Here is a 22241-nt window from a genome sequence, read left to right as displayed (position 1 = left end):
CGAGTGGAAGCGCCAAGGGCCTGGGCCCTCAGGGTTGATCGACCCGCTCGACCGCAACCCAGTAGCTGCCGCGCTTCTCGACAACGAACCAGGCCTGCGGTTCGTCGAAATGCGGCACATGGCCGTCCTTGAACCAGATCCACGGCCTCGACCGAGATCCGGGACGGACGAAGTAGGAGCGGCGCGGTCCCGCCGTCTGCCACTCGACCAGGACTTCCTTTCGGATCGGCATGGGGTGAACAAAAAGAGAACAAGAGGCCGGAGTCAAGGTTGGTGGCCGAACCGTCAACAGGCTTTAGCCAGCTGGGTCGCGCCGTCACCGCGACCTCTGCCTTTGATCGCGCGGGGCCGAGCGTTCGGGGTCGCGTTCCGAGGCTCGGGTCAAGGCGCGCGCCATAAGACGGGCCTGGGCGGCAGGGTCGGCGATCAGGGCGCGGACAACGACCGCAGCGCGGTCGAGACGCTCGCTCAGGTCGCGACCGTCACGGCGCGGCCGGTCACGGGGACCGCCGGCGGCCTGTCGGTCCCGATCGGTCGGCTTGTGGCCTCGCACATCAAGACCGAGCGTCTGCCCCTGGAGCCAGACCTCCCGGCGAAAAACCACGTCCCCGGTCACCTTGAGCTGATCCCACCCGCGGTGTTTGGCGATCTGAAGCATGTCCCGAACGGCGTCCGGGTAGGCGTTGGCCGAACGGAGGGAGCGGCCCGCGTCGACGAAGCGGGGCTCCGTCTCGCGATGATCCCGAAAGAGGCTGGCGTTCCGTCCGCCTTTGTCCCTCTCGATGAGGTAGCGGCCCAGCACCGTTTCGGGCGCATCGCCTGCGGTCATAGACCGCTTCACGCGACCCGCGCGGGTCGGCGCCAGGCGATTGCCGTCGTCGGCCGATGCAGCGCTCATGATCTCAGCTCCGAAGTGTCGGCGTCGACGACCCGGTCGAGCCAGGCGGCGACGGTCTCCTCGTCCGATCCGGCTGGAGGCGGCGGCAGCCCTTCAGCGGCGAAGCTGCGGGCGATGACGTCGAAATCCATGGGATCATCCTCAAGGAAGGGAGGCGTTGGGACCAGCTCGGTTGTCGGCGCTCGTTCCGGAGTCGGCGCGGGGCGAAGGCGGCTTCGAAAAAGCCTCTCGCGATAGAAGACGACTTTGCGCCCCCGAACGGCGGGAACTCCGGCCTTGAGAATGATCAACGCTTCGCTGGGCATCTGCATCAGCTCCTGCGGCAGCATCAGTGCGCGCCTCTGGTCGGAGGTGGTGATGCTGCGCCGGCCGGAGCCCAGACCCATCGGACGACTGCGGCTGCGACCCGGCGTCGTATAGAAGCCGAGCCGGTCGCTGAGCTCCTGCGCGATGCGTAGTTCCTTCGGGGCGAAGACGACTTCGACGCCGCAGTTGGTCATGATCTCGTCGGCCAGGTCCGGTCCGTACAGGCCGCGAAGCTGCGAGGGACTCTGTAGAACCGCGAGGATGCGAAAGCCGTAACCGGCGACCCAGGCAAACCCGTGCGCAAGGACGGGCGCAGGTCCGAGCCGTGCGAACTCGTCGAGAACCACCAATGTCGGCTTGTCGTCGGGGCCGGGCAGGCTACGGCTGTTGAGGTCCGCGAGCTGCTGGAACAACAGCGCATAGAGGGGTTGAACCCGCAGCATATTGTCCGGCGTGGCGCCAAGATAGAGCGACAGGCGGCCGCCCCGCAGATCGCGGAGATCGAAGTCCGAGACGGCGGTGGCCGCATCGACGCGCGGATTGAGCCATAGCCCCATGCGCGAGGTGATCGACTGTCGAATGGAAGCGAAGGTATTTTCGCTTCCGCCGGTGAAATCCAGAATGGCGGCGGCGACCGGAGCAGCGAGCGGACGACCATCGCGGCTTAAGCTTTCGACGACGCGCGGCAGGCGGGTTCGCGCGTCGCCGGCGGTCAGTTGGCGGTAGATCTCGCCCAAGGTGAAAGGGCGGTCGGGGCTGGCGGCGACGAGACCTCCGACGCCGATGAACCCGGTCCGCGCGGATTCCGCCCAGAATGGATCGGCCTGATCGTGGGCCGGAAACAGCATCAGGGCCAGGCGCTGCAGTTCATCGACGACCGATACCGGTTCGGTGCGGTCTACGTGGCTCAGAGGATTGAACCGCGCGGTTCGACTGTCGGTCGCCAGCGGGTCAAACAACAGGACCCGCTGGCCCCCTTCGCCGCGATAGCCGGCGCTGGCGAGCCAGTTCTCCCGCTTGATGTCGAGAACGACCACCGAATGAGGCCAGGTCAGGAGGTTGGGAATGACCACCCCAACGCCCTTTCCGGTTCGTGTCGGGGCATAGAGCATCACATGGTCCGGACCTTCAGCGACGAGCAGGCCGCCGTGACCTCGCCCGAGGACGATGCCCTCTGACCCCTTCAAACCCGCGCGACCCGCGTCGGCGCCTGACGCCCAGCGGGCCTCTCCGTGCAAGGGTCGACGGCGGTTGAGAACCACGGCCGCGATGAGGATCAGTCCAAACAGCCCCGCAATCGAAAGGCCGATCACAAGCCAGCGGCGAACCTCCGGATCCTGCCGGTAGTACCAGAACCAGCTCGGAACGCGTTCGAGATGGATTTCGCCAGTCAACTGGCCGAGGCCGGCAAGGGCGATCAGCGCTGCAGCGAGCAGCAGCAGCGAAAGGGCGCAGGCGACCGCCAGGACGACGGCCGCAGCCTTAGCGGCTGGGCCTGCGTTTGCCAGACGGGTCATGCCAGACCTCCGTGACGCGGAAGCGCCCGTCGACCTTCTTCATCTGGATGACGACGTCGACGAGCAGATGGAGCAAGGCTCGGATATCCTCACGCGGCAGATCTCGTCCCCCTTCGGATTCGCGGACGAGCAGGGTGAGTTGCTCGAACGCCAGGGCGGCCGAGTCCGCATGCACCGTGGTGATCGAGCCCGGATGCCCGGAGTTGACGTTGCGCAGGTAGAAGAACGCCGTCCCATCGCGGAGTTCCTGCAGCAGGATGCGATCCGGCCGCATCCGCAGGGCGCTCTCCAAAAGCTGTTTGGGGCCGACCTTGGCCAACCCCTGACCGTCCTTGGAATAGACGAGATGGACGACATTGCGGTGAGGCACCACAAACTCCCGGGTGTCCTCGATCGTCAGCAGACGCTCATGGTCAGGGATCAGTTCAATCAGCCCCTTGGCCAGTGTGGTCTTGCCCGATCCCGTCGCTCCCGAGATCAGGATGTTGCGACGAGCCGTGACGGCGAGTGTCAGGAAACCCGGCCAGTCCCCAGCTTCCCGCAGGCGAACCAGCTCCGTGTCGGCGCTGTCAGCCATGTGTGCTCGGGCGTCCGCAACGTGATCGAACAGGCCGGCGGCCGCGAAGTCGCCAAGACCCATGCGCCGACGGGACGGCTTTCTCAGGGTCAGCGAAAGGCCTCCGTCCGCCGCGACCGGCGGCAGCACGATCTGGCAGCGTATGTCGCCCGGCAAGGTGGTCGAGCAGATCGGATTTTCCGGCCCGACGTCCTGTTTGGTGTAGGCCGCCGCAGCAACGGCCAACGTCCGAAGCCAAGCCTCACTCAGGTCAGGCGCCTCGGTCCAACGCCAGGTTCCGTTGGCCTCGACACCGACCTCGCCTGGTCGGTTGATCACCACCTCCGTCACATCGGCCGGATCCAGGAAGGGACGAAGCGGCGCGAGGTAGTGGTCAAGAACGGAGGTGTCGTCCATCAGCGCGGACGCAGCTGGTAGACGCCCGAGAAGTCCAGATCCTGGGCTACGAAGATTGAGACTTCTCCGCCTTGGCCCTTGCGCAGGGTTGGCGGGATATCGACGGAACCCTGGAGGGCGACACCCGCCGCGTCGGACGGCAGGCGCGCCGTGGATGTGGCTCCGTCGCTCTGACCCAAGGCGGCATAGACGCCGTCATCGACGACGGAGAGCAGGAGCGCGCCGCCGAACCGGTCCCAGAAGTGAGTGTCGACGACCCCATCGAAACCGGCTCTGCCGAGCGCATCGGCGGCGGGCGAGGCGAGGGCGACTGCGACCCCGGTCGGGGTCACCGCGCGCGTCCACAACACGAACAGACGCCGCCGTCCTTGCTGGAGACCGCCGCTATACTCCCCCAGCACGCGCGTGCCCCGTTCCATCAGGATCACCGCCCCGTTGTCCGAATAGACGTCGCGGGGGAGGACGCAGCTCACATACCCAGGCGTGGTGCTGTCCATGGCGGTCTGAAGCACGCAGGGCACGCTCGTTCCCGCCGTGACCAGCAGGTTGCGATCCGGGAGGCGACCGGCGCGCGCCTGACCGACCGGGCTGACCTGACGCAGTCGGTCGAGCGAGGTCTGGGCGTCGGCGACCGACGAGGGGCCCACGATGGGCGTCAGGCGGTCTTGCGCGCTGACCCCGCCCGACCGGCTATAGGCGAGGACCGGCGCCCGCCGGGCGCTTTCCGCCAGGGCACGACGTTGCTCGGCCGGCGACGGGCCGGAGGCGCCGGACGCGGCCTCGCGAGGCGTTCCTTCAAGCGGAGGCAGGGGTTCCTCGTCGCTCAATACTGGCGCGTCGGGATCCACGCCGGGATCGGTCAGCAACGGAGCCGTATCGCGGCGAGCGGGCTCAAACGGCGTCGTCTGCCGGGCGGGTTCGTCACGCCGTCGCGCCTGCGGATCCTCCGCCTCGCCCCGGTCCCAGCTCGCGGCAAGGAAAACGGCGCACCCCAGGCCGAGGGCGGCCAAGGTGATGATCTTGCCCTGTGGCCCGCCGAGCCGGCCCGAGATCGGTGAAATGCCGCGGTCGGCCGCGGGCGGCGGGTTATGAGGCGCCTCTTTCGCCGGTGTCGGATCCTCGGCGCTCATGACCGGTCTCCGACGGGCGTCCGGTCCACCGCGGGCGAAGCCGTGCCGGTTACGAGCCCGACGCCGCGCGCGTCATACGCGTCGTTGAACAGGCAAAGGACCGAGCCTCCGCGCCTCAGACGCAGGCTGCGGACGACCCCGTGAACGACCACGAACTCGCCACGGACGTCATACGGGACCAGGCGCTCCGTTCCGTCATCTCCGACTTCGAAGAGCGCCGGAAGCGCCTGTACGCCGGGGAAGCGAAGGACCGTAAAGCGGCCGTTGTCGCTCACTTCGCTCGGCTGGAGCGCAACATCCCCTTGCGCCGACCACGCCAGATTGCGGACGCCTTCGACGACGCCTCGCTCCAGTTCCAGGCCGATCAGGCGCTGTTCCACAGCCTGGGTCTCGGCAGCCAGCGCGTGCGCGGCCAGGACCTGTTCATCTCCGGGGTATCGGAAGCGAACCTGATAGGCGATCGCGCTCCTGTCGCCGGGATCGCTAGCGACGAGCTCGAAGGCGTAGTGCCGGACGCTGCCACCGCGTTCGGTGACGACCAGGAGATTCGTCGCCTGATGCCGTTCCCGGGGCTTCAGAAACAGGACCGATCCCTCGGCCGCCACTTCCCAGGCGACGCTGTCGCCGATCGCCGCGTGCCGGATTGTTTCGTCCGGAGAAAAGACGATCTGGGTCGCCGTTCGGAACGCCCCTGCGATGCGGTACACGGCGCCCGGATCATAGGTGAGCTCGCGGATCCTCGGATCGAGCGGCGTTTGCGCTGCGACCGGCCAGGCCAGGGCAAGGCCAGCGATGATCGTCAGGAGAGGCAGGGGGTGTTTCATCGGATGACCTCCGGATCGGCGCGATAGGACGTCACCTGGAATCCGAGCGGATTTCTCAGCCGGTCAGGCTCCGACATCGGCGCGCGCGTGTAGGTGAAGGCGATGGTGGCGATCCAGTCGCTTTCGATGGTCTGCTGGGCCTGACGCACCGTGCGGTGGAAACGAACATTGGCCACGCCGTCGTTGATGAAGCCGATAGCGCGTATCGAGACGATGGCTTCTCCATCGCGTCCGTAGAGGTTCTGCGGGCTGGCGGGATTCGAGCCGCGGAACAGGTCCGCCCAGCGGCGCTGCTCCGCCGGCGCCGACAGGATCGAGACCAGACGGAAGGCGTCTTCCGCTGCCGGGTCGAGGTAGCCCTCGCGCTGCCGGACATACTGGCCGAGGAAGTATTTGCTGATCGCTTCCTCGTAACGGACGGGCCCGCCCTCGGCCGAAAGACCCCGCACGACATCCACCGCGCCCGTCGCCTGATCCACACGGATCACGAAGGGCTCCGTCGATTTGAGCGGCGTGAGCATGACGACCGCGCCGGTCGCGACGACGGCCAGACCGGTCGCTAGGGCGGCGGCTGACCAGGCCAGACGTCGCGATCTGAGCGCGGAGGCCAGGCGGTCCTGATCCCAGCGTCGCGCTTCGTCGAAATAGCGCTTCAGCTCTGAGGAGGGCACGCCGGTCACAGGCAACCTCCCGCCGCGCCGGGCATCAGCACGGGTGAGGCAGGGCGCGGCTCCGCCTGCGGCGCCAGCACCGAGCCGTGCGGGTTGGCGGGGCGCCGGGCCGAGCCGTCGCAAGTCGGCAAGTCGGAGCCGCCTCGGTGAACGCAGCCGGACACGAGGATGAGGCCGGCGATAAGGATCAGGCGAGCGATCATGTCAGGCGCCTCCAGGGCGGATGGAGCCGCCGCCCCGTGGAGGCTGACGGCTGGACTCGAGGGGGCCCTGAGCGCGCCCTGATCCGCTCGTCCCGAGCGACGCGGCGTTGGCGAAGTCGGCGAGACCCGCGCTTGCGCCGCCCGCTATGCCCGCAGCGATGGCGGGCGTTTGCAGGAAGAAGATCGCGCCGAGCAGGCACAGGGCGATGAAGATCAGACCGCCGATCATCGGGTCGTTGCCCTGGATGGCGCCCCATTGGTCCCGAACCAGAGACAGGACCAGCTGGAAGATAACGATGATCAGGGCGAACAGGACGAGGTAGTTCACCGCCTGGCTGAGCCAGCCGAAGAAGAACCGGCGGGTCGCGTCAAACAGGGCGCAGGCAATGAAAATAGGGCCCAGCGTCACCAGCAACGCCAAGGCCAGCTTGGCCACAAGCACCACGCCGAAACCGAGCGCCGCAGCCAGGGCGCCGATGATGAAGACGGCCGCCGAAACCACGTAGGGACCGGGATTGAAGGCGGAGGCGTCGCGCGAGATGTCCTCGCCAAGCCAGGCGGCGTAGGCAAAAAACTGGTCGAAGGCGGCGCCGACGCTCGGCGTCTCCGCTCCGCTGACCGCCCGGGTCAAGGCGTTGGGGAGACCGGTGAACAGCGGTTCGGTGACGAAGGTGGAATAGGCGGCCGTGGTCGCCAATAGATAGAGGAAGGTCAGCTTCAGCGAGCGAACGGCGAAGTCCATCACCGGTTCGCTGATCGCACCCCTCAGGATGGCTATGCCGTATAGGACGACGTAGAGGACCAGAGCGATGCGCAGCGGCCCTTCCACCTCGGCGATCACCGAGGACAGGCGATCACCGAGGAAGACATTCAGTCTCTCGTCGATGAAATCATAGCTGGGCTCGAAGACGCGAAAGCTCATTGTCGGGGTCCTCAGAAGGTCCGCTCATAGGTCCGCATTCGGGATTGGCGGCGTGCCTCTGCGAGGCCGCGCCGCGCCGCCTCGCACTCGCCCTCGGCCTGGCCCGCGTCGCATTCGGCGACGACCTTGGCCGCAGCGTCGGGGTTGGCGACGAAATCCTCGACGGTGCGATCAGGTGCGCCGCATGCGACCAGGCTGATGAGCAGGAGCAGGGCGCACCGGTTCACTGGAAGGCTCGTTGGTAGACATCCATTCGAGCGGCCCGCGCGGCTTCAGCGCGCTCTCGCACCCGTTGTTCTTCCAGTCGGGCTTCCGCGGACTGGGTCAGCGCGAGACCCTGGAGCCGGACCTGTTCGTTCTGAATGAGCGCCTGTTCCGCGGCGAGACGGGCCTGTAGGTCCATCACGGCGCGGGCGTTGGGCGCCGTGTCGAGCGCCGCGCGGAGCGTTTCCAGGCCCTGCAGGCGTCGATCCGCAGCGTCGGCCACCACCTCACCGACCGCCAGGTCGCGCGCTGTCCGCGCCCCGGCGCGCTCGAGGCTGTCGCGATAGTAGGACTCGGCTGGATCAAGCTCTCCAGTCGGCGGGGTGTAGAGCCGGCTGTCGCGACGGATTGCGTCGGCACGGTCGGCCAGGTCGCCGAGCGCCGAGAGGTCGCCGGTGGCGGCGGCCCTCAGGGAACGCATATCCGGCAGAGGATTGCGGACGGTCGGCAGGCCCAGCTCACTGGCGAGGGCGTTGACGCCCGACAGGTCGTTCAGACTGTTGAAGAGTTGCTGGCCTTGCTCGATCTGAGCCTGGAGCGCCCGCAGTTGTTCGAGCGATGTTCTCGCGTCCTCGATCGCCTGAACGAGCGCCCGGGGATCATGGACGAGCTGCTGCGCGTGTGATGTCGGCGCCGAAATCAGAACGAGAGCAGCTCCGGCCGCGGCGAACAGGTTACGGGTCTTCACAGGAACCTCCTTTGGTCATGGAAAGGGTCGCGCCACAGGGCGTAGTCATCACCCACCTCGGCTCGCAGGCGGTCCAGCAGAGTGACGGTCTCGGTGCGCCCGGACAGGATCGACAGGGCGTCGTCCATGCCGGTCAGATCCAGTTCGACCACCACGCTGTCGTGACCTTGCTTGACGAGAAACCGGTGGGACTCGGGTGTCAGCACTTCGCGGACCAGTCGAAACTCCTCCTGGGTCAGACCGAACCCGTCGACGTAGTCACGCGCCTGGCCGTGGGCGTTGGGCAGAAAGATCTTCGTGGCGCACTGTTCGAGGATGGCGTGGGCGATCGGAGACCGCAGGGCATCAGCCGGTGACTGGGTGCCGAAGACCATCAGGGCGTTCTGCTTGCGCCAGGTCTTCAACCCGTCCTGGGCCAGATCGGTGAACGCCGGGTCGCCGAGCGCCTTCCAGAACTCGTCGATGTCGAGGACCAGGCGGCGACCATCGACCAGCGCCGTGATGCGGTGGAACAGGTAGAGCATGGCCGGGGTGCGAACCTCGTCATGGTCCAGCACTTGGGTCATGTCGAAGCCCACGAACCGGCCAGCCAGGCTCAAGGCGTCTTCATCGTTGTCGAGCACCCAGCCAAGCGGACCGCCCCGAGACCAGCGTTCGAGTCGGGCGCCGACCCCTCCGGCGTCGCCCTGACCCAGAAGACTCCGGAGGGCCGCGATGGACCGCCGCTCAGCGGGCAGCGCCTCAAGCGCCGCGACGCCCTGATCGATGGCGCGCGCTTCTGGAACCGTCAGCGTTTCAGCGGGGCGTGCGACGAGGGTCCGCACCAGCCGGACCAGAAACGCCCGGTTGGCCGGTGACGGCGGCAAGGCCTTGAACGGGGCGAAGCCGGTCGGCTCACCGTTCCGAAGAGCGAGGTAAGTGCCGCCGCATGCGCGCACAAAGACCTCTGCGCCCCGGTCCTTGTCGATGAACAGTTGCTGGGCGCCGAAGCGCTCGAGCTGGGCCAGCATGAAGTTCTGGACGACCGTCTTGCCCGATCCGGATGGGCCGCAGATGAAGGTATGGCCCAGATCGCCGACATGGAAATTGAAGTAGAAGGGCGACCCTGCCGTTGTGCGCAGCAGCGCCACGGCGTCACCCCAGTGATTGCCGGATGGTTTTCCAACGGGATGAGCGTGGAACGGGGCAAGGGCGGCGAAATTGCGTGAAGTGATCGCTGCAGGCCGGGTTCGCCGGGCAAAGGCGCCGGGAAACTGAGCCCAGAAGGCGGCTTCCAGGCCGAGATCCTCGCGCGCCACAACCAGACCGGAATCCGCCAGGATGGCGCGCGCCTTGGACAAATGGTCGGCCAAGGCGGCCGGTGTATCGCCGTGAATGAGGAGCGACGCCTGATGTTCTCCCATCACGAACCGATTGCTGGCCAAGTCGTCCAGGGCGTCAGACAGTCCGACAATCTGCGAGGCCGCCCGATCTCGTGCGGAGACCATCTGGTTCTGTTTGCGCTCAAGGACCGTCCGGGCCGAAGCCTTCGACAGAAAGGAAAAGGACTGGCTCGCCACAAACCCGAAACGGACGCTCAGCAAAGCGTCCCAAAGCCCCGGACGGGTCGCGGCGGGATATTCCTTTATGGCGAGAATGCCGGCGTAGCGGGCGTCCGCCACGTCCCGAAGCTCGATGATCTCGCGACCAAAGATGGCCCGGACCGTGTAGATCGCGCCGCCCAGATGCCCATAGACAATCGGGACTGACGAACGGCGCCCGGTCAAAACCAGGCGCATGACTTCCATCGATTCCGAGAACCACAGGCCGGCCCGTTCATAGAGGCCGAGCATCCGCGGCGCGTAGCGGGCCAGATACTGGATCAGGTCCCGAGCGGCCTCCTCGATACGGGTAATCTGGGTCTGCTGAACCTCCGCTTCGTCCCGACGCGCCGCCTTCAGCCTTCGGGCCAAGGCGGCGACACGGTCGCCGGGGTCTCGACCCGGGTGCAGGACGAGCGTGACGAAGAGCTCGTTGACCCACAGCTGTCGTCCCGACACGCGGTCGTCGTAGGCCTCGCCGAGCTCGCCCGCGAACTGGGAGCGATAGCCGGTGGTGCGGCTGATCTCCACCGGGCGACGCACGAGATGGTGCCAGACCGCGAGACGGTCGTCAGCGAGGTTTCGCCACGCCTGGTTCAGCTTGACGTGCCAGTCGTTGAGATCGCGTGCGTCGGCGGTTTCAAAGCTGGCTCCGTCTATCTGGATCACCACCATCAGGGCGCCGCTGTCGAGGGCGACGACTTGATCCGATACATGCCGCGCATAGGGGAGGTTGGGCCGGGCGTCGGCTTCCCGCCTCAGTCTGCCGGGTGTTGCCGCGCCCTCAGCCACGGGAAAGCTCCGCAGCCGCATAGCGACGCACCAGCGGAAGCGGCGTCGCCGAACTCCCGCCCCACAGGGCCGCGTTTCGCGATCGGCCCTTGGTGTCGACGTAAACGAAGAGCAGCCGGAAGGCGTTGTGATCGGCGCGGCAGACCGCCCGGAAGACCAGGTGCAAGGCCGGAGCGACCAATAGGTAAAGCAGGCTGCCGCCTACCAGGAAGACGATGCCGCTCAGGATGACATTGACGCCCATCGCCTCCATGGGCACGCCCAGAACCATCGCCGGTCGCGTGCAAGCCAGGAAGAGCGGGTCCTCGATCAGCGGCTCGTCAGCCATGATGGCCACCGGCGGATAGGCGTGAAAGGGCAAGCCCGATCGCGAGGCCGGTCCCGATGCCGGCGAGAATTTGTGCGAAGCGCTTGGGCGAAATGAGCTTCAGGCCGAGCATCAGGCAAAGGGCCATCAGTCCGGACACCGCGCAGATGATCATCCAGGGATCCGCGGCCGACATCACGAGCCGCCGGTGATCAGGTTGACAATCTCGGCCGCACCGAACACCACCACGATCCCGAGCACCACGATGGCGGCGCGGCGCAAATCGAACAGGCCGAACATCCAGAGAATGCCGACAATGACGACGGCCAGCACGGCAAGGAGGCGTGCGGTGTTGCCGGTCAGCATGTCGACGACGTTCTGAAGGAGGCCTTCGACATTGGCCGACGCGGCGGCGGGCTGCGCCAGAATCAGGGTCGTGGCCAAGGCGATGGCGCCTGTCGCCGCCAGCCTGTGGGTGCACGTTGCGCGAGCGGTCATGTCAGAACTCCATGTGGACAGCGGAGGGCGGGAAGGTGAGCACCGCACTGGACGGGGCCAGGGCGAAGACATCCCAGCGTCCGATCGGGGCGACCGGCTCGGGCGCGGCGGGCTGGGGTTCGAGATCGGTCGGGGCCGGGCGGTCCGGCGCGAGCGCAAGGACGCCGAGCGTCGCCGCCGCCTGCTCCACGCGGGCCACATAGCCGTTCCGGAATCCGCGATCCGGGTGCCCGGTGTTGTAGCGGGAGAGGGCGACCCTCAGCGCCACCTGCCGGTCCTCGCCGACAGACCAGCGATAGCCGCTACGGAGAACGACCCCGGCCGCCGTGAGGTTTTTGCAGGGGTCGAAAACATCCTCGATCGAGAGGTTCAGCCACTCAAGATTGGCGCTGTTGATCTGGCCCAGGCCGAGGTCGAGGTTCGCGCCGCGAGCCAGGAGAGAACGCGTAGTTCGAATGGCCTCTTCCCGGCTTCTCGGGGTTCGAACCGGCCGGGGACCGCTGTTCACACCGATCGCCACCGGATTGAAGCGGCTTTCGGCATAAGCCACCGCCGCGATCGTCTGCGGCGCGACTTGAGGTGCGCAGCGTTCGGCCAAGGCGAGGATCAGACTGAGGTCGAGCAATGCGGTCTCCTTTCGGGAGACAGCAGAAACCCGGAGCCGGTGTCGCGCGACCCGCGACCTCACCGCCGGGGATCTACGGTAGGAAACTCCGCGGCTCGGGAGGCCGGCGCTCTTCCATCGCCAGCCGCGCCACGGCCTGAACCCGGGTGCGGACGCCCAGGACGCGACAGGCGGTCAGCAGGTGCTCATCGACAGTGCGCGATGAAACGCCGAGCCGGCGGCCGATCTCGGCCGAGGTCAATCCGGTCGCTGCGAGTTCAAGACACTCGACTTGACGCGGCGACAGATCGGCGGAGGGACGTTCGCCAGGCTCAGGGTAAGCATACTGGGTCATGCGCCAAGGAAACGAGGGCTGCGCTTTTGCGGCTAGCCCGTAACCCTCTGACGGAGAGTCTACGGTGGGGTCTCGTCCGCAGAGTCGCCATCCGACGCCTTGACGGGCGAAACAAGCTTGCCGAGCCGCTCCTGCAACCAGGCGTTTGCCGCGCTGTCGTGGCGAACCGACTGGAGAGCCAGATCCTGGAGAGTCTTGGTGAAGGCGTTGATGATCGTCCGGGCGTCCAGGTCGGTGATCGCATCACCCACGTCTTCATCAAACTCCTGGAGCGCCACCGTGAGGATGGTCATCAGTTTATTGTCGGCGCAACGCAACGCATAGGCGGGCGAGCCCAGGGCCAACGCCGCTTGAATGGCGAAGGGGTCGGAATTGGTCACTTCGGCAAAGCGATGAATTCGTTCGAGATTGACCCGACCTCCGCCGGCCTCGAAATGCTCGTATGACCGCAGCGCCATATGCATTCCGGCCGCGACCTCGGCGGCCTTCATACGCCGGTGCGTTCGAATGAGACGCAGCGCTGCAGACAGGATTTCGCTTTGCGCGTCACGGTCGGCGCTGTCCATCCGTCGGGTAATCCCTGAAATCATGGCGCACCGGGGAAAGACCCCTCGCACCCCTACTGGTTGAAAAATGAGCCAAACGCGTCCCAAATGAAAGACGTAAGTGGTTGTTTGAGCGCAAACTTGCGGTTCCTGCGCAAATAACTTGCGGAACACAGTGTAGCGCCGCCGGTGTGGAGTTCATGAGGTGAAGGTTACGGTTGGGGACCTGTCGGTGGTGCAGAGGGCGGAGCAAACGTCGCTGACGTCACTTGGCCCATCGCCCGTAAACGGTGGGTTGTGAGAACGCGTGATCCCTTTGGACAGGCGCTCACCGCCCTTCGTCGGGCCGTTAGGGATGGCATGGCGCCCGGACAGCATCTGCCGATTGCCGACATCGCCGGTCATCTTCGCCTGAGTACGAGTCCGGTTCGGGAGGCCTTGTCGCGACTATGCGGCGAGGGCCTCATCGAAGACCGCCGGGGCCTCGGCTATTTCACCCGCGCCGCTCCGACCGAGGAGATCATCGGCTTGATCCAGCTCGAAGAGGCCTATGTCAGGCTCGCCGCGAACCTCAATCGCGTCTCAACCCCTCTGAGCGGGACTGACGCTGACTTCGAATCCTGGATCTCCGCTCTGATTTCGGACTGCGACAGCGACCCGCTGAAGGAAAGCTTTGAACGGGTCGCCAGCCGGCTTGCGCCGATCCGTGCCTTAGGCCGGGAAGAGGAAGTCGACGCCGCCGTCCGCCATGGCTCCATTGAGGCTTATTACGCCCGTTGGATCTCTGCGGCGCCTGGCTTGGCGCGACGCATGCGGCGGCTCGAACCCGCCGACGTCGAATACACGAACAATGCAGTTTGAATCGATTTGAGTTCGAGCGCTGATGGTTCGTCGTCGACCTTTTGTCGACCTTCAGATGAGGAGACGACCATGACCACCAAGAGCACCACGCGACTCGTTCGCCTCGGCGCGGCCCGCAAGCTGACGCGCGCCGTTACCGAAGGCGACTACGCGGAGCTGAACACCTCCAAGCTCTACGACATCCCGCCGGGCGAGTGATCGCGACGGGTCGCCCTCCGGGGCGGCCCGGACGCCCGGCCCGGCCTCGACCGGCGCGTCCCCACCAGAGGCCGACACTCAAACAACGGAGCCTGGCCATGAAGGTCCAGACCAAGAGCCGCATCTTGCGGTTCGGCGCCGCGCGTCTCCTGACCCGCGCCGTCACCGACGGCGATTTCGTCGAGATGAACGCCCATTTCCGGTGGGACATGCCGACCGAATAGCATCGGCAGGGCCGCCGACCCCGGCGGCCCAAGCCGGCCCCCCAAGCGATTGCCCAGACCTTCATTATTCCAGGGAGCACCCATCGTGCGCTTGCTGACGATCAAACACAGTCTCGTTCTGGGGTCCGCCCGCCGCCTGACCCGCGGCGCAGACGGTGAGTTCGTAGAACTGCAGACAACGCAGAGATTTGACCTTCCGTTCGAATGACCTGCGTCGCACCCACACTGTCACTCTCCGCCGAGTACGGACAGCTGGCTCCTCACGTCCATGCCGCACGCTGCGGCAGCGATCTGGTCCTGCTCGACATGAGCGCCGATGACTATCTGCTGCTGCCGGACTGCGGCGATCTGGTGGTCGACGGCAACGAACTGCACGGGCCCGTTGAAACACTCGTGCGGCTCGCGGCCGACGAACTCCTGCAATCGGGCGGTCGTGTCCTGCCGCGACAGGGGCCGCCTTCGCTGCCGGTCGAGACGTTGCCGATTGTGATGGCAGCGCCAAGCATCAAGGATACGGCGATCTTCGCCGCGATCTGGATCGACGCCATTCGCGGACAACCGACGCTTCAAGGCCTTGAAGCGCGTGTCGCCGGCCGCACAGGAAAGCGTGACGATCTTCAGGCGGTAGCTGCCCGCGTAGAGATATTCCGACAGCTCCTGCCTTGGGCGCCACGCACCGGGGCGTGTCTTCTGCAGACTGAGCTTCTACTGCGCTTCATCAACGCCGCCGGCTTCGACGCTGACTGGGTGTTCGGTGTGCGCACCTGGCCGTTCCTGGCGCACTGCTGGCTGCAGATCGGCGACGTCTCAGTGAGCCAGGCACCGGAAACACTGACCATGTACCGACCCATACTGGCGATTTGAGCATGAGCGCCGAGTCGTTTCTTATCCTTGTCGGCGACGATCCTGCGGCAATCAGCTCCCTGGCTTCCCTGGCGCAGGACCGATTGACGAATGAGGGCTGGATCCAGCGTTTGGCCTTCCCTTTCCTTCAGGTCTTTACCCCGGCGGACGGGCGGCTTGAGGTCACCGGCGGCCTCGATGGACACGGCGTGCTGATCGGCGAGATGTTCGATCGTGAGGGTCGGCCGCTGACCGCGCAGGAACGGGCCGTCTGTGGATGTCGTCCACTGGACACCGCGAGAGCCCAAGCGGTCGTCTCCGAACTCTGGGGCCGCTACGTGTTGGTCCGGAGGACATCGGGTGACGTCGCTGTGCTGCGAGATCCTTCCGGTGCGCTCGAGGCGGTCTCCTGGAGGCGGGATGGGGTCACCATCACTACGTCGCATCCTGAGGCAGCCTTTGATCCCCTGCTGCCCGAAGATCTTGAGATCGATTGGCTGGCGGTTGCCAACCTGGTGCGCCGAGCTGGCGAATATCGGCACTCCCTGCCGTTGAAAGGCCTGACGCCGATCGCAGCTGGAGAACTTCGAACGCTTGGAGCGCGCGGTTCAGTTGTCGAACAGATCTGGCGGCCGGCCGAAATCTATCGGGCCGCGAGGCAAAGGGAGCGACCGGACCTGCGTGTTGTCGTCGAGCGGGCTGTTCGCGCCCTGGCGGGAGATCGCATCTGGGTGGCTGAAGTCAGCGGCGGTCTGGACTCTGCCATTATTGCGGGCGCGCTTAAGCAGAGCCAGCGTGAGCAGGTCAGCGCTTGGGTCAATCACTATGTAGAGCAGCCAGAAGGCGATGAGCGCCAATATGCCCGTCCCGTTGTCGAACAGTTCGGGTTCACCTTGAGCGAAGTGCGACGTGAAAAGCTCGGCCTTTCCGCGGACCGCCTTGCGCAGTCCGCCGGCGGCTTCAGGCCCGCCATCAACGATATTGATCCGGACTACAACGACGACATTGCGATGCGGATCGCAAAGACGGGAGCTTGGGGTTCGCTCACGGGGCAGGGCGGTGACGCGGTTTTCTTCCAGATGCCCAGCCCGCTTATCGCCTTCGACGAAATTCGTGAGCGTGGGATCGGCGCCCGCCTGGCAGTGCTTCACCGGATCGCCCGTTGGACCCGTCGGTCGTTATGGCCTCGTGCCTGGGTCAGCGCATGGCGCCAACACCGGCGCAGTCGAGATGCCTGGGATCATCCATGGCTCGAGGATCTTCGCGGTGTCCCACCGGCCAAGGCGCTCCAAATATCGGTCCTTTCCTTCTGCCAGACTTTTCAGGGCCAAGCCGTGCGCAGCCGACATGGCGCCTGCGTAAACCCCCTTCTCAGCCAGCCGGTTCTGGAAGCGGGCCTTGCATGGTCTACGGTCGATCTGACCTGGGGCGGCCGTGATCGCGCCGCCGCGCGCTCCGCCTTCCAGAACCTGTTGCCGCCGGCTCTGTACGCGCGGCGGTCCAAGGGAGAACTTGGAGCCTACTATGGTGAGGCGGTCGCCGATCAACTCCCCTTCCTTCGGTCCTACCTACTGGACGGGGCGCTGGCCAAAGCCGGATTGCTCGATCCGGCGATGGAGGAGCGTCTGACCCGGGAGGCATTGCTCTGGCGCGGCGGGTACACAACGATTCTCAGTCTGGCGTTGACGGAAGCCTGGGTGAGACACTGGCAGGATCGCTTGGCGCGCCGACAGGCATGAGATATCGGTCAAACCAAGCCAAGACTTGCCGATAGTAGACCCGGGCGTTTCCGGGGTTGTGGATACTGTGGTCCTCGCCAAACAGATAAGTCAGGGCTGCGGGACTGTGCAGCCGGACTAGGGCCCCGTACATCTGTTCCGCTTGACCGGTCGCGAAATCCATCTCTCCATGGATCAGGAGCACCGGGGCGGTGATTGCATCGGCGCCCTCGAAGGCGCTTCCTCGCCGGTAGCGCTCTGGATCCGCCCAGTAGGACCGCCGCATTCCGACTTGGCCCGCCTCCAGCCATCTAGCAGTCCCCATGACATCGGAATCGTTGAGTCCTGCGAGACGGTGGTGCGGTGACATTCCGCCAAGGGATGCTGGCAGGTTGTAAGAACCGTTGAGGGCGACGACGGCTTTGAACCGGGAAGACTGGGTTGCGCTGAGGACGGACGCCCATGCTCCGAAGCTGTGTCCCCACAAGCCGATACGCTCCGCGTCGATCAGGCCCTCAGAAGCTGCGGCGTCGACTACGATCAAAATCCTGTCGGCCAATCTCGCTGACGGTTCGTCGTTGGTCGGTAGGTCCGGGTAGAGAACGGCGTAGCCTGCAGCGACAAGCAGTTGCCCGTTCAGGGTCAGTTGAACGCCTTCGGGCCGCATGGTCGGCGGCGGTGTTGGATGAGTCTTGCCGGGATAGGGGATCACGATCACCGGGGGGCGGACGCCGGCCTCGCCCACCGGCAGATACAGCCAGCCCCGGGCTCCGGCGGGGCCCGTGATGAGCCGGGGAGGCGCCACGTCAACCTGATCCAGTTCGGGGTTCAGCCGCCAGGCGATCTCTGCCGAGCGGTCGGTTTGAACCTGAAGACGATTGAAATCTCTCCCCTCAGGTCCACGGCTGACGCTGACTTTCCCGGCCCAGCTGACAGCAGCGCCGGGAGCGCCCGGCACGCAGGTCGTCGGGCCGATCTCGGCCGTGACACGACAAAGCCGTCTCTCATCGTCAAGCACGACCGCACTGTCGGCTTTCATGGGATCGACCAGCGCACGTTGGCCGAAAGGACCATCCGCGCGGTTTGCCGTCGATGCGGCTCCGAGATCCTCAAGGCGTCGATCGGAGGTCAATCGGACGATCCGGCCTCTGCTGACGAAAAGCAACGCATCCCGACCTTGCACGGCGAGGCGTGCGTCTTCAGCCAGACCTTCGATCGTCAAAACTTCCGCTTCATCCTGCAGGTGCCAACCGAGCCGTCCGTCCTGCACGCCCCGGACGATCGGCATGCCGCGCAGCCAGCCGGCCTGGGCCGTGGGATTAAGCTGGGAATCGATTACTACGCTCGGTGAAATGCCAGCGGGCGTGACATCGCGGACGGAGCCAGCAGGCGTGATTGCGAGGAGCCTGGGTAATTCTGTATCGACGGTCGCCGTCAGCAGGGCGTCGGATAAGGGCGACCAGGCCAGGAGGCTCGTCGAAATATCTCGCGCTTCCGGCGGATCGATCGAGACTCCTGAAGCAACATCAACGAGCCGCAGGGATCGGGCGCGCCGGGCTTCGGTCGTGCTTTCAGGGTCGGGGAGCGGATATAGCGCACCATCCAGCACCAGCGCGATGTGCCTGCCGTCCGGCGATGCCTCAAAATCGAGAAACGGGCCTTCCGAAAGAACGGTGGAGCGGCCGCTTCCTACATCAACCCGCCAGAGCCGTCGAACCGGACGAGGTCCTTCAGGAATGCCCACGCCGACGGACACATAGGCCGCATCGCCGCGAGCGGCCTTCGCCCACAGGTCGGGCAAGCGAACCTGGGTGGCGTTCATGCTCGACAGGCGGGGCGGAAGCTCGCCATCCGGTATGCCGAGGACGATGAACGCGTCGTTCGAAAGCCACTCGACCGAGCGACCCCACGCCCCGCTTTCTGGAGACAGATCGGTCCAGGTGACATCCCCGCTTGCAAGTTCGACGATCCCTAACCGGAAGGTCAGCCCTTGAAGCCGGAAGACGACGAGGCGTGCGCCATTGGGCGAGAAGGGCCCCATCGTGTAGCCGGCATCCGATTCCATCGACAGGAGTGGTCGGACTCCGGAGGGCGTCCCCAAATCGAACCGATAAAGCCGCGCGTATCGCAGCGCGCCTTCTGGCTGGAGATCGTAGCGGGGCAAGTCCCCTCTCGCTCGCCTCTCTTCGAATACGGCGACACTGCCGGACGGGTCGATCGCGATCCGTCCGAAGGTCTCGAGTCCGAGAAGGGTGTCGAGCGTGAGGGGCTCTGACGCAGCCGCGAGCGGCCACGACAAAGCGATCGCGCCGAGTGCGCGGACAAGCGTCCTTCGCATGATGGCCTACCAGCGCTTGACGAGTTGCAAGGACAGCTGGCGACCCAGGGCGTTGGTGTTAGCGGGATCGTAGGCGATCCCGCTGGTCGCGTCGTAGAATGGCGGTTCAGCGTTTGCGAGATTGAGGACGTTGAACGTAAGGGAAAGACCTTCTCCCCAACCGTCCGCGAAGTCATAGCGAACCTGGCCATCGAACGTCGTCCAGTCGTCAATCCGCCGTCCGCCGAGCGGGTCACGCCCCCCGCTGACATAGTTGGCGATCAGACCGAAGGTCAGGGGACCACTCACCCACTGACTGCCGATCCGACCGCGCCACCGGGCCGGAAAATTCGGATCGCCGAGCAGATCTTCCGTCGGCGAGGCAGCCGTGATTGTACGCTCATTCGTCAACAGATGGGTGATCGTTCCGTCGAGGAGGGCTTGCCCCGACCCAAGATCGAACCGGTAGCGTGCGGACAGGTCGAAACCTTCGACCTCGACGCCCGACGCGTTCACGAAGCGGTTGTCGACGACAGCGCCATAGGACGTCGCTGGGAAGACGGCGGGGTTGAAGTTGCCCGGATGATCCAGGAGCGCCTGGACCAACGCGCGATCATCGGCGTTGGTGTTTGGTGAGACGTAACGGATGAAAGGAGCGAGCGCGGGCTCGTTGAGGGCGTTGGTCAGGTTCTGGATGACCGGGTTGCCGATCCGGTCGTCGAACCGCGTGCGAAACCAACCGCCCTCCAGACGGAAGCCCTCATAGGCGGCCGGGGTCCAGACGAACCCCGCCGTGATCGAGTCGGCCGTCTCCGGCCTCAGGTCCGGGTTGCCGCCGTACTGGATGAGCGAAAGAACGCTCCCGCCGTTCCGGTTCAGGAAAGTCGGGCCGATGGCATAGGCCGTCTGCAGCTCGCGCAGCGACGGAGCCCTGAACGAGGTCCCGTAGCTTGCTCGCAAGAGCAGGCCTTGCGTCGGACTGTAGAGCACGCCGACCTTCGGATTGGTCGTCTCGCCGACGCCTTCGTGCTCTTCGTAACGAGCTGCAAGCGAGAGCTCGAGTCGCTCGAGACCGGGCCTGGCGTTATCGGCGCTCACGAGCGGAGCGCGGATTTCGAAGAAGGCCGCTGCCACGTCGCGCGCGAACTCCGTGTGGGCCGCGACCCGCGGGGCTGTGCCGGACAGGAAACTCACGCCGTCGGTTTCGAACTGCTCCTGTCGGAAGTCGAACCCCAAGGCCATTTGCAAAGGCCCGCCGGGGAGCTCCAGCAAGGTCCCGTCGGCCTTGACGTTGAAGGAGCTGACGGTGCTGACATTCTCCGCCCAGCTATAGCCGGAGCCAATATGCGCCAGGATCGCGGGCGAGTTGGCGGCGGGGTCTCCGAAGGGATTGAAGAAGCCGTCCCTCGCCGTGGTGAAGGGCGTGGTCGGGATATCGGCGCGTGATCCCAAGGCTTCTGCGAGAAAGGTAGTCTGGACGCGGTTCGACAGGGTGCGGCCGTTAATCTCACGACCTCCGCTCGCATAGGCAGAGATGTTCCATCCGAACAGGTTGCCATCAATCCCAAATGCGCCCCCGAGGCTCTCCGTCTCGCCGTTCGTGCGAGCGGGACCCAGGTCGTTGATCCAGGAATAGGCGATATCGTGGGAGACTGAGCCGTTCGGGGACACGAAGTGAGGGTTCGCCGAGGTAACCGTGAAGGTTCCGAAATCCGCGTTGGTCCTCAGGATGTAGCTGCGGTCGGTGTAACGGATGTCGCCGTCAAGGCTGAACCCACCCGGCAGGTTCTGGCGGCCCGCCAGAAACAAGCTCTGGCGTTCCTGGTGCGGGAGAAACCACTGCCCCTCGATCGGGCTGGTTCGGTTGACCCGTCCGGCGATGAAGCTGGCCGGGGTCAGACCCACGCCGTTCTGAATTTCGGGAATGGCATAGATCGGCGTGTAGATACCCGTAGCGGCGTCGAATCTCATGATGTTGCCAGGGGCGGAAAACGTCTGGCGGCGATCGGACCCGCCCAGACGGCGTAGGTCAGCATCTCTTGTCGCGCTTCGGTCCGCTCCTTCGAGCTCGCCGCGATCATGGTACTCGTAGGCCGCTACGAGGCTGCCGCTCGCCCAGTTGAACCCGCCAGTCTGAGAGAAAAGAAGTTCCTCGGCGCCGCCATCGCTGGTGCCGCCGATGCGAAGCCGGCTCTCGGCGCCGTCGAACCGCGACTTCAGAATGATGTTTACGACGCCGCCGACGGCGTCGGCGCCATAAAGGGCGGACGCCCCATCCAGCAGCACATCTGCGCGAGAAATCGCACTGGAGGGAATGTTCGAGATGTCCGCGAAGTCGCCGGCATTGCCGGTCCCGGCGACACGTCGTCCGTTCACCAGAACGAGCGTTGCATCGGCTCCGAGGCCTCGGAGGTTTACGCCGGTCGCTGAGCTGACATTGCGGCCCGAGCGATCGGCGCCTGTATTCGCGGAGCCCTCATAGGCTGCGCCGGTGAAGTTCTGCGGCAGGGCTGCCAGCGCCTCCGCGACGGTTGCACGACCCTGACGGGCCACATCGTCCTGGGTGAGCACGGTGACCGGCGACGGGCTGTCCACGCCTCGCAGATAGCTGCCCGTTACGACGACTTCGTCCAGTTGGGTGGTGTCGAATTCCGCTTCAGCGCGCTGGGCAGGATCGACGAGGACGAAGACGTTCGGCCGTGTCCGGCGATACGTGAGTCCGGTGTCGCGCAGGACCTGTGCAAGCGCACCTTCCGCAGAGTAGCTGCCAATCACGCCGGCCGAGCTTCGTCCAGCCACCAAGGCGCTCGGATAGAGGATCTGCAGGCCGCTTTGGCGGGCGAAAGCTGTCAGCGCCCGATCGAGGGGGCCGGACGCAATCTGGTACTGGCGGACAGGTTCAGCCGTCTGCGCAAAGGCCGGGACCGTCGTCGCCAGAAGCACCGCAGCCAGCGCCGTTGATCCATATCCAATACGCATGTCTTTCCCCCTCCAAGGTGCCCG

At 65.6% G+C, this 22241-nt stretch carries 25 protein-coding genes; 5 read left to right on the top strand and 20 right to left on the bottom strand.

The window, feature by feature from the left end; translation table 11 throughout:
* Positions 1-28 precede the first annotated feature (28 nt).
* The 18 genes from GGR13_RS10695 to GGR13_RS10610 all read right to left on the bottom strand — a co-directional run bounded on the left by GGR13_RS10695 (position 29) and on the right by GGR13_RS10610 (position 13098).
* Complete coding sequence (locus GGR13_RS10695; protein WP_183213511.1) at positions 29-232, bottom strand: hypothetical protein; 204 nt, start codon at positions 230-232, stop codon at positions 29-31.
* A gap of 84 nt (positions 233-316) precedes the next feature.
* On the bottom strand, positions 317-898 hold the full coding sequence (locus tag GGR13_RS10690) for an LPD7 domain-containing protein (protein ID WP_183213510.1): 582 nt from the start codon (positions 896-898) through the stop codon (positions 317-319).
* The gene (locus tag GGR13_RS10685) at positions 895-2721 is read right to left on the bottom strand and encodes a type IV secretory system conjugative DNA transfer family protein (protein ID WP_183213509.1); all 1827 of its coding nucleotides are present in this window, start codon (positions 2719-2721) and stop codon (positions 895-897) included. The genes GGR13_RS10690 and GGR13_RS10685 overlap by 4 nt, the downstream gene beginning before the upstream one ends.
* Complete coding sequence (virB11, locus tag GGR13_RS10680; protein WP_183213508.1) at positions 2687-3694, bottom strand: P-type DNA transfer ATPase VirB11; 1008 nt, start codon at positions 3692-3694, stop codon at positions 2687-2689. Before virB11 ends, GGR13_RS10685 begins: the two co-directional genes overlap by 35 nt.
* On the bottom strand, positions 3694-4824 hold the full coding sequence (virB10, locus tag GGR13_RS10675; protein ID WP_183213507.1) for a type IV secretion system protein VirB10: 1131 nt from the start codon (positions 4822-4824) through the stop codon (positions 3694-3696). Before virB10 ends, virB11 begins: the two co-directional genes overlap by 1 nt.
* Positions 4821-5648 (bottom strand): TrbG/VirB9 family P-type conjugative transfer protein, encoded by an 828-nt coding sequence (locus tag GGR13_RS10670; RefSeq protein ID WP_183213506.1) that lies wholly within the window; start codon positions 5646-5648, stop codon positions 4821-4823. Before GGR13_RS10670 ends, virB10 begins: the two co-directional genes overlap by 4 nt.
* On the bottom strand, positions 5645-6328 hold the full coding sequence (locus GGR13_RS10665) for a VirB8/TrbF family protein (protein ID WP_183213505.1): 684 nt from the start codon (positions 6326-6328) through the stop codon (positions 5645-5647). The genes GGR13_RS10670 and GGR13_RS10665 overlap by 4 nt, the downstream gene beginning before the upstream one ends.
* Positions 6325-6522: a hypothetical protein gene (locus tag GGR13_RS10660; RefSeq protein WP_183213504.1), complete on the bottom strand. Its 198-nt coding sequence runs from the start codon at positions 6520-6522 to the stop codon at positions 6325-6327. The genes GGR13_RS10665 and GGR13_RS10660 overlap by 4 nt, the downstream gene beginning before the upstream one ends.
* A 1-nt stretch (position 6523) precedes the next feature.
* Positions 6524-7444: a TrbL/VirB6 family protein gene (locus GGR13_RS10655; protein ID WP_183213503.1), complete on the bottom strand. Its 921-nt coding sequence runs from the start codon at positions 7442-7444 to the stop codon at positions 6524-6526.
* 11 nt (positions 7445-7455) lie between these two features.
* Positions 7456-7671 carry an EexN family lipoprotein gene (locus GGR13_RS10650; RefSeq protein WP_183213502.1) on the bottom strand — a complete coding sequence of 72 codons (216 nt, stop codon included), beginning with the start codon at positions 7669-7671 and terminating at the stop codon, positions 7456-7458.
* Positions 7668-8396, bottom strand: a complete 729-nt coding sequence (locus GGR13_RS10645; RefSeq protein ID WP_183213501.1) for a type IV secretion system protein — start codon at positions 8394-8396, stop codon at positions 7668-7670. Before GGR13_RS10645 ends, GGR13_RS10650 begins: the two co-directional genes overlap by 4 nt.
* Positions 8393-10768, bottom strand: coding sequence for a VirB4 family type IV secretion/conjugal transfer ATPase (locus GGR13_RS10640; protein ID WP_343060351.1), 2376 nt, complete (start codon positions 10766-10768; stop codon positions 8393-8395). Before GGR13_RS10640 ends, GGR13_RS10645 begins: the two co-directional genes overlap by 4 nt.
* Positions 10761-11096: a VirB3 family type IV secretion system protein gene (locus GGR13_RS10635; protein WP_183213499.1), complete on the bottom strand. Its 336-nt coding sequence runs from the start codon at positions 11094-11096 to the stop codon at positions 10761-10763. Before GGR13_RS10635 ends, GGR13_RS10640 begins: the two co-directional genes overlap by 8 nt.
* Positions 11089-11271 carry a hypothetical protein gene (locus GGR13_RS10630; RefSeq protein WP_183213498.1) on the bottom strand — a complete coding sequence of 61 codons (183 nt, stop codon included), beginning with the start codon at positions 11269-11271 and terminating at the stop codon, positions 11089-11091. The genes GGR13_RS10635 and GGR13_RS10630 overlap by 8 nt, the downstream gene beginning before the upstream one ends.
* Complete coding sequence (locus GGR13_RS10625) at positions 11271-11573, bottom strand: TrbC/VirB2 family protein (RefSeq protein ID WP_183213497.1); 303 nt, start codon at positions 11571-11573, stop codon at positions 11271-11273. The genes GGR13_RS10630 and GGR13_RS10625 overlap by 1 nt, the downstream gene beginning before the upstream one ends.
* A gap of 1 nt (position 11574) precedes the next feature.
* A complete protein-coding gene (locus tag GGR13_RS10620; RefSeq protein ID WP_183213496.1) occupies positions 11575-12198 on the bottom strand; it encodes a lytic transglycosylase domain-containing protein in 624 nt (207 codons plus the stop codon).
* Between the two features lie 73 nt (positions 12199-12271).
* Complete coding sequence (locus GGR13_RS10615) at positions 12272-12532, bottom strand: helix-turn-helix domain-containing protein (RefSeq protein ID WP_183213495.1); 261 nt, start codon at positions 12530-12532, stop codon at positions 12272-12274.
* A 59-nt stretch (positions 12533-12591) separates the two neighbouring features.
* Complete coding sequence (locus GGR13_RS10610; RefSeq protein ID WP_221230605.1) at positions 12592-13098, bottom strand: helix-turn-helix domain-containing protein; 507 nt, start codon at positions 13096-13098, stop codon at positions 12592-12594.
* A 276-nt stretch (positions 13099-13374) separates the two neighbouring features.
* On the opposite strand from GGR13_RS10610, the gene GGR13_RS10605 reads away from it, so the two are divergent.
* The 5 genes from GGR13_RS10605 to GGR13_RS10595 all read left to right on the top strand — a co-directional run bounded on the left by GGR13_RS10605 (position 13375) and on the right by GGR13_RS10595 (position 16942).
* Entirely contained in the window at positions 13375-13938 is a 564-nt protein-coding gene (locus GGR13_RS10605) for a GntR family transcriptional regulator (protein ID WP_343060350.1), read from the top strand.
* Positions 13939-14007: 69 nt separating this feature from the next.
* Complete coding sequence (locus GGR13_RS16765; RefSeq protein ID WP_281380576.1) at positions 14008-14136, top strand: hypothetical protein; 129 nt, start codon at positions 14008-14010, stop codon at positions 14134-14136.
* Between the two features lie 98 nt (positions 14137-14234).
* Positions 14235-14360 carry a hypothetical protein gene (locus tag GGR13_RS16760; protein ID WP_281380575.1) on the top strand — a complete coding sequence of 42 codons (126 nt, stop codon included), beginning with the start codon at positions 14235-14237 and terminating at the stop codon, positions 14358-14360.
* Positions 14361-14564: 204 nt separating this feature from the next.
* Positions 14565-15224, top strand: a complete 660-nt coding sequence (locus GGR13_RS10600; RefSeq protein WP_183213493.1) for a lasso peptide biosynthesis B2 protein — start codon at positions 14565-14567, stop codon at positions 15222-15224.
* Between the two features lie 2 nt (positions 15225-15226).
* Positions 15227-16942 (top strand): asparagine synthase-related protein, encoded by a 1716-nt coding sequence (locus tag GGR13_RS10595; protein ID WP_183213492.1) that lies wholly within the window; start codon positions 15227-15229, stop codon positions 16940-16942.
* Here the strand turns inward: GGR13_RS10595 and GGR13_RS10590 are convergent.
* Complete coding sequence (locus GGR13_RS10590) at positions 16875-18986, bottom strand: alpha/beta hydrolase family protein (RefSeq protein WP_183213491.1); 2112 nt, start codon at positions 18984-18986, stop codon at positions 16875-16877. The two genes, GGR13_RS10595 and GGR13_RS10590, sit on opposite strands and share 68 nt — an antisense overlap.
* Before the next feature lie 279 nt (positions 18987-19265).
* A complete protein-coding gene (locus tag GGR13_RS10585; protein ID WP_183213490.1) occupies positions 19266-22217 on the bottom strand; it encodes a TonB-dependent receptor in 2952 nt (983 codons plus the stop codon).
* Positions 22218-22241: the final 24 nt, after the last annotated feature.

Origin of the sequence: Brevundimonas variabilis (assembly GCF_014199945.1) — a bacterium.
GTDB classification, from domain to species: Bacteria; Pseudomonadota; Alphaproteobacteria; order Caulobacterales; family Caulobacteraceae; genus Brevundimonas; species Brevundimonas variabilis.
Note: the sequence above shows the minus strand (reverse complement) of the source record. Positions and strands in the feature narration are given on the sequence as shown.

Excerpts from the sequence above, each read along its gene's own strand:
- GGR13_RS10695 (WP_183213511.1), bottom strand. The coding sequence starts at position 232 with ATGCCGATCCGAAAGGAAGTCCTGGTCGAGTGGCAGACGGCGGGACCG.
- GGR13_RS10690 (WP_183213510.1), bottom strand. The coding sequence starts at position 898 with ATGAGCGCTGCATCGGCCGACGACGGCAATCGCCTGGCGCCGACCCGC.
- GGR13_RS10685 (WP_183213509.1), bottom strand. The coding sequence starts at position 2,721 with ATGACCCGTCTGGCAAACGCAGGCCCAGCCGCTAAGGCTGCGGCCGTC.
- virB11 (WP_183213508.1), bottom strand. The coding sequence starts at position 3,694 with ATGGACGACACCTCCGTTCTTGACCACTACCTCGCGCCGCTTCGTCCC.
- virB10 (WP_183213507.1), bottom strand. The coding sequence starts at position 4,824 with ATGAGCGCCGAGGATCCGACACCGGCGAAAGAGGCGCCTCATAACCCG.
- GGR13_RS10670 (WP_183213506.1), bottom strand. The coding sequence starts at position 5,648 with ATGAAACACCCCCTGCCTCTCCTGACGATCATCGCTGGCCTTGCCCTG.
- GGR13_RS10660 (WP_183213504.1), bottom strand. The coding sequence starts at position 6,522 with ATGATCGCTCGCCTGATCCTTATCGCCGGCCTCATCCTCGTGTCCGGC.
- GGR13_RS10655 (WP_183213503.1), bottom strand. The coding sequence starts at position 7,444 with ATGAGCTTTCGCGTCTTCGAGCCCAGCTATGATTTCATCGACGAGAGA.
- GGR13_RS10635 (WP_183213499.1), bottom strand. The coding sequence starts at position 11,096 with ATGGCTGACGAGCCGCTGATCGAGGACCCGCTCTTCCTGGCTTGCACG.
- GGR13_RS10630 (WP_183213498.1), bottom strand. The coding sequence starts at position 11,271 with ATGTCGGCCGCGGATCCCTGGATGATCATCTGCGCGGTGTCCGGACTG.
- GGR13_RS10625 (WP_183213497.1), bottom strand. The coding sequence starts at position 11,573 with ATGACCGCTCGCGCAACGTGCACCCACAGGCTGGCGGCGACAGGCGCC.
- GGR13_RS10615 (WP_183213495.1), bottom strand. The coding sequence starts at position 12,532 with ATGACCCAGTATGCTTACCCTGAGCCTGGCGAACGTCCCTCCGCCGAT.
- GGR13_RS10610 (WP_221230605.1), bottom strand. The coding sequence starts at position 13,098 with ATGGACAGCGCCGACCGTGACGCGCAAAGCGAAATCCTGTCTGCAGCG.
- GGR13_RS16765 (WP_281380576.1), top strand. The coding sequence starts at position 14,008 with ATGACCACCAAGAGCACCACGCGACTCGTTCGCCTCGGCGCGGCCCGC.
- GGR13_RS16760 (WP_281380575.1), top strand. The coding sequence starts at position 14,235 with ATGAAGGTCCAGACCAAGAGCCGCATCTTGCGGTTCGGCGCCGCGCGT.
- GGR13_RS10600 (WP_183213493.1), top strand. The coding sequence starts at position 14,565 with ATGACCTGCGTCGCACCCACACTGTCACTCTCCGCCGAGTACGGACAG.
- GGR13_RS10595 (WP_183213492.1), top strand. The coding sequence starts at position 15,227 with ATGAGCGCCGAGTCGTTTCTTATCCTTGTCGGCGACGATCCTGCGGCA.
- GGR13_RS10590 (WP_183213491.1), bottom strand. The coding sequence starts at position 18,986 with ATGGAATCGGATGCCGGCTACACGATGGGGCCCTTCTCGCCCAATGGC.
- GGR13_RS10585 (WP_183213490.1), bottom strand. The coding sequence starts at position 22,217 with ATGCGTATTGGATATGGATCAACGGCGCTGGCTGCGGTGCTTCTGGCG.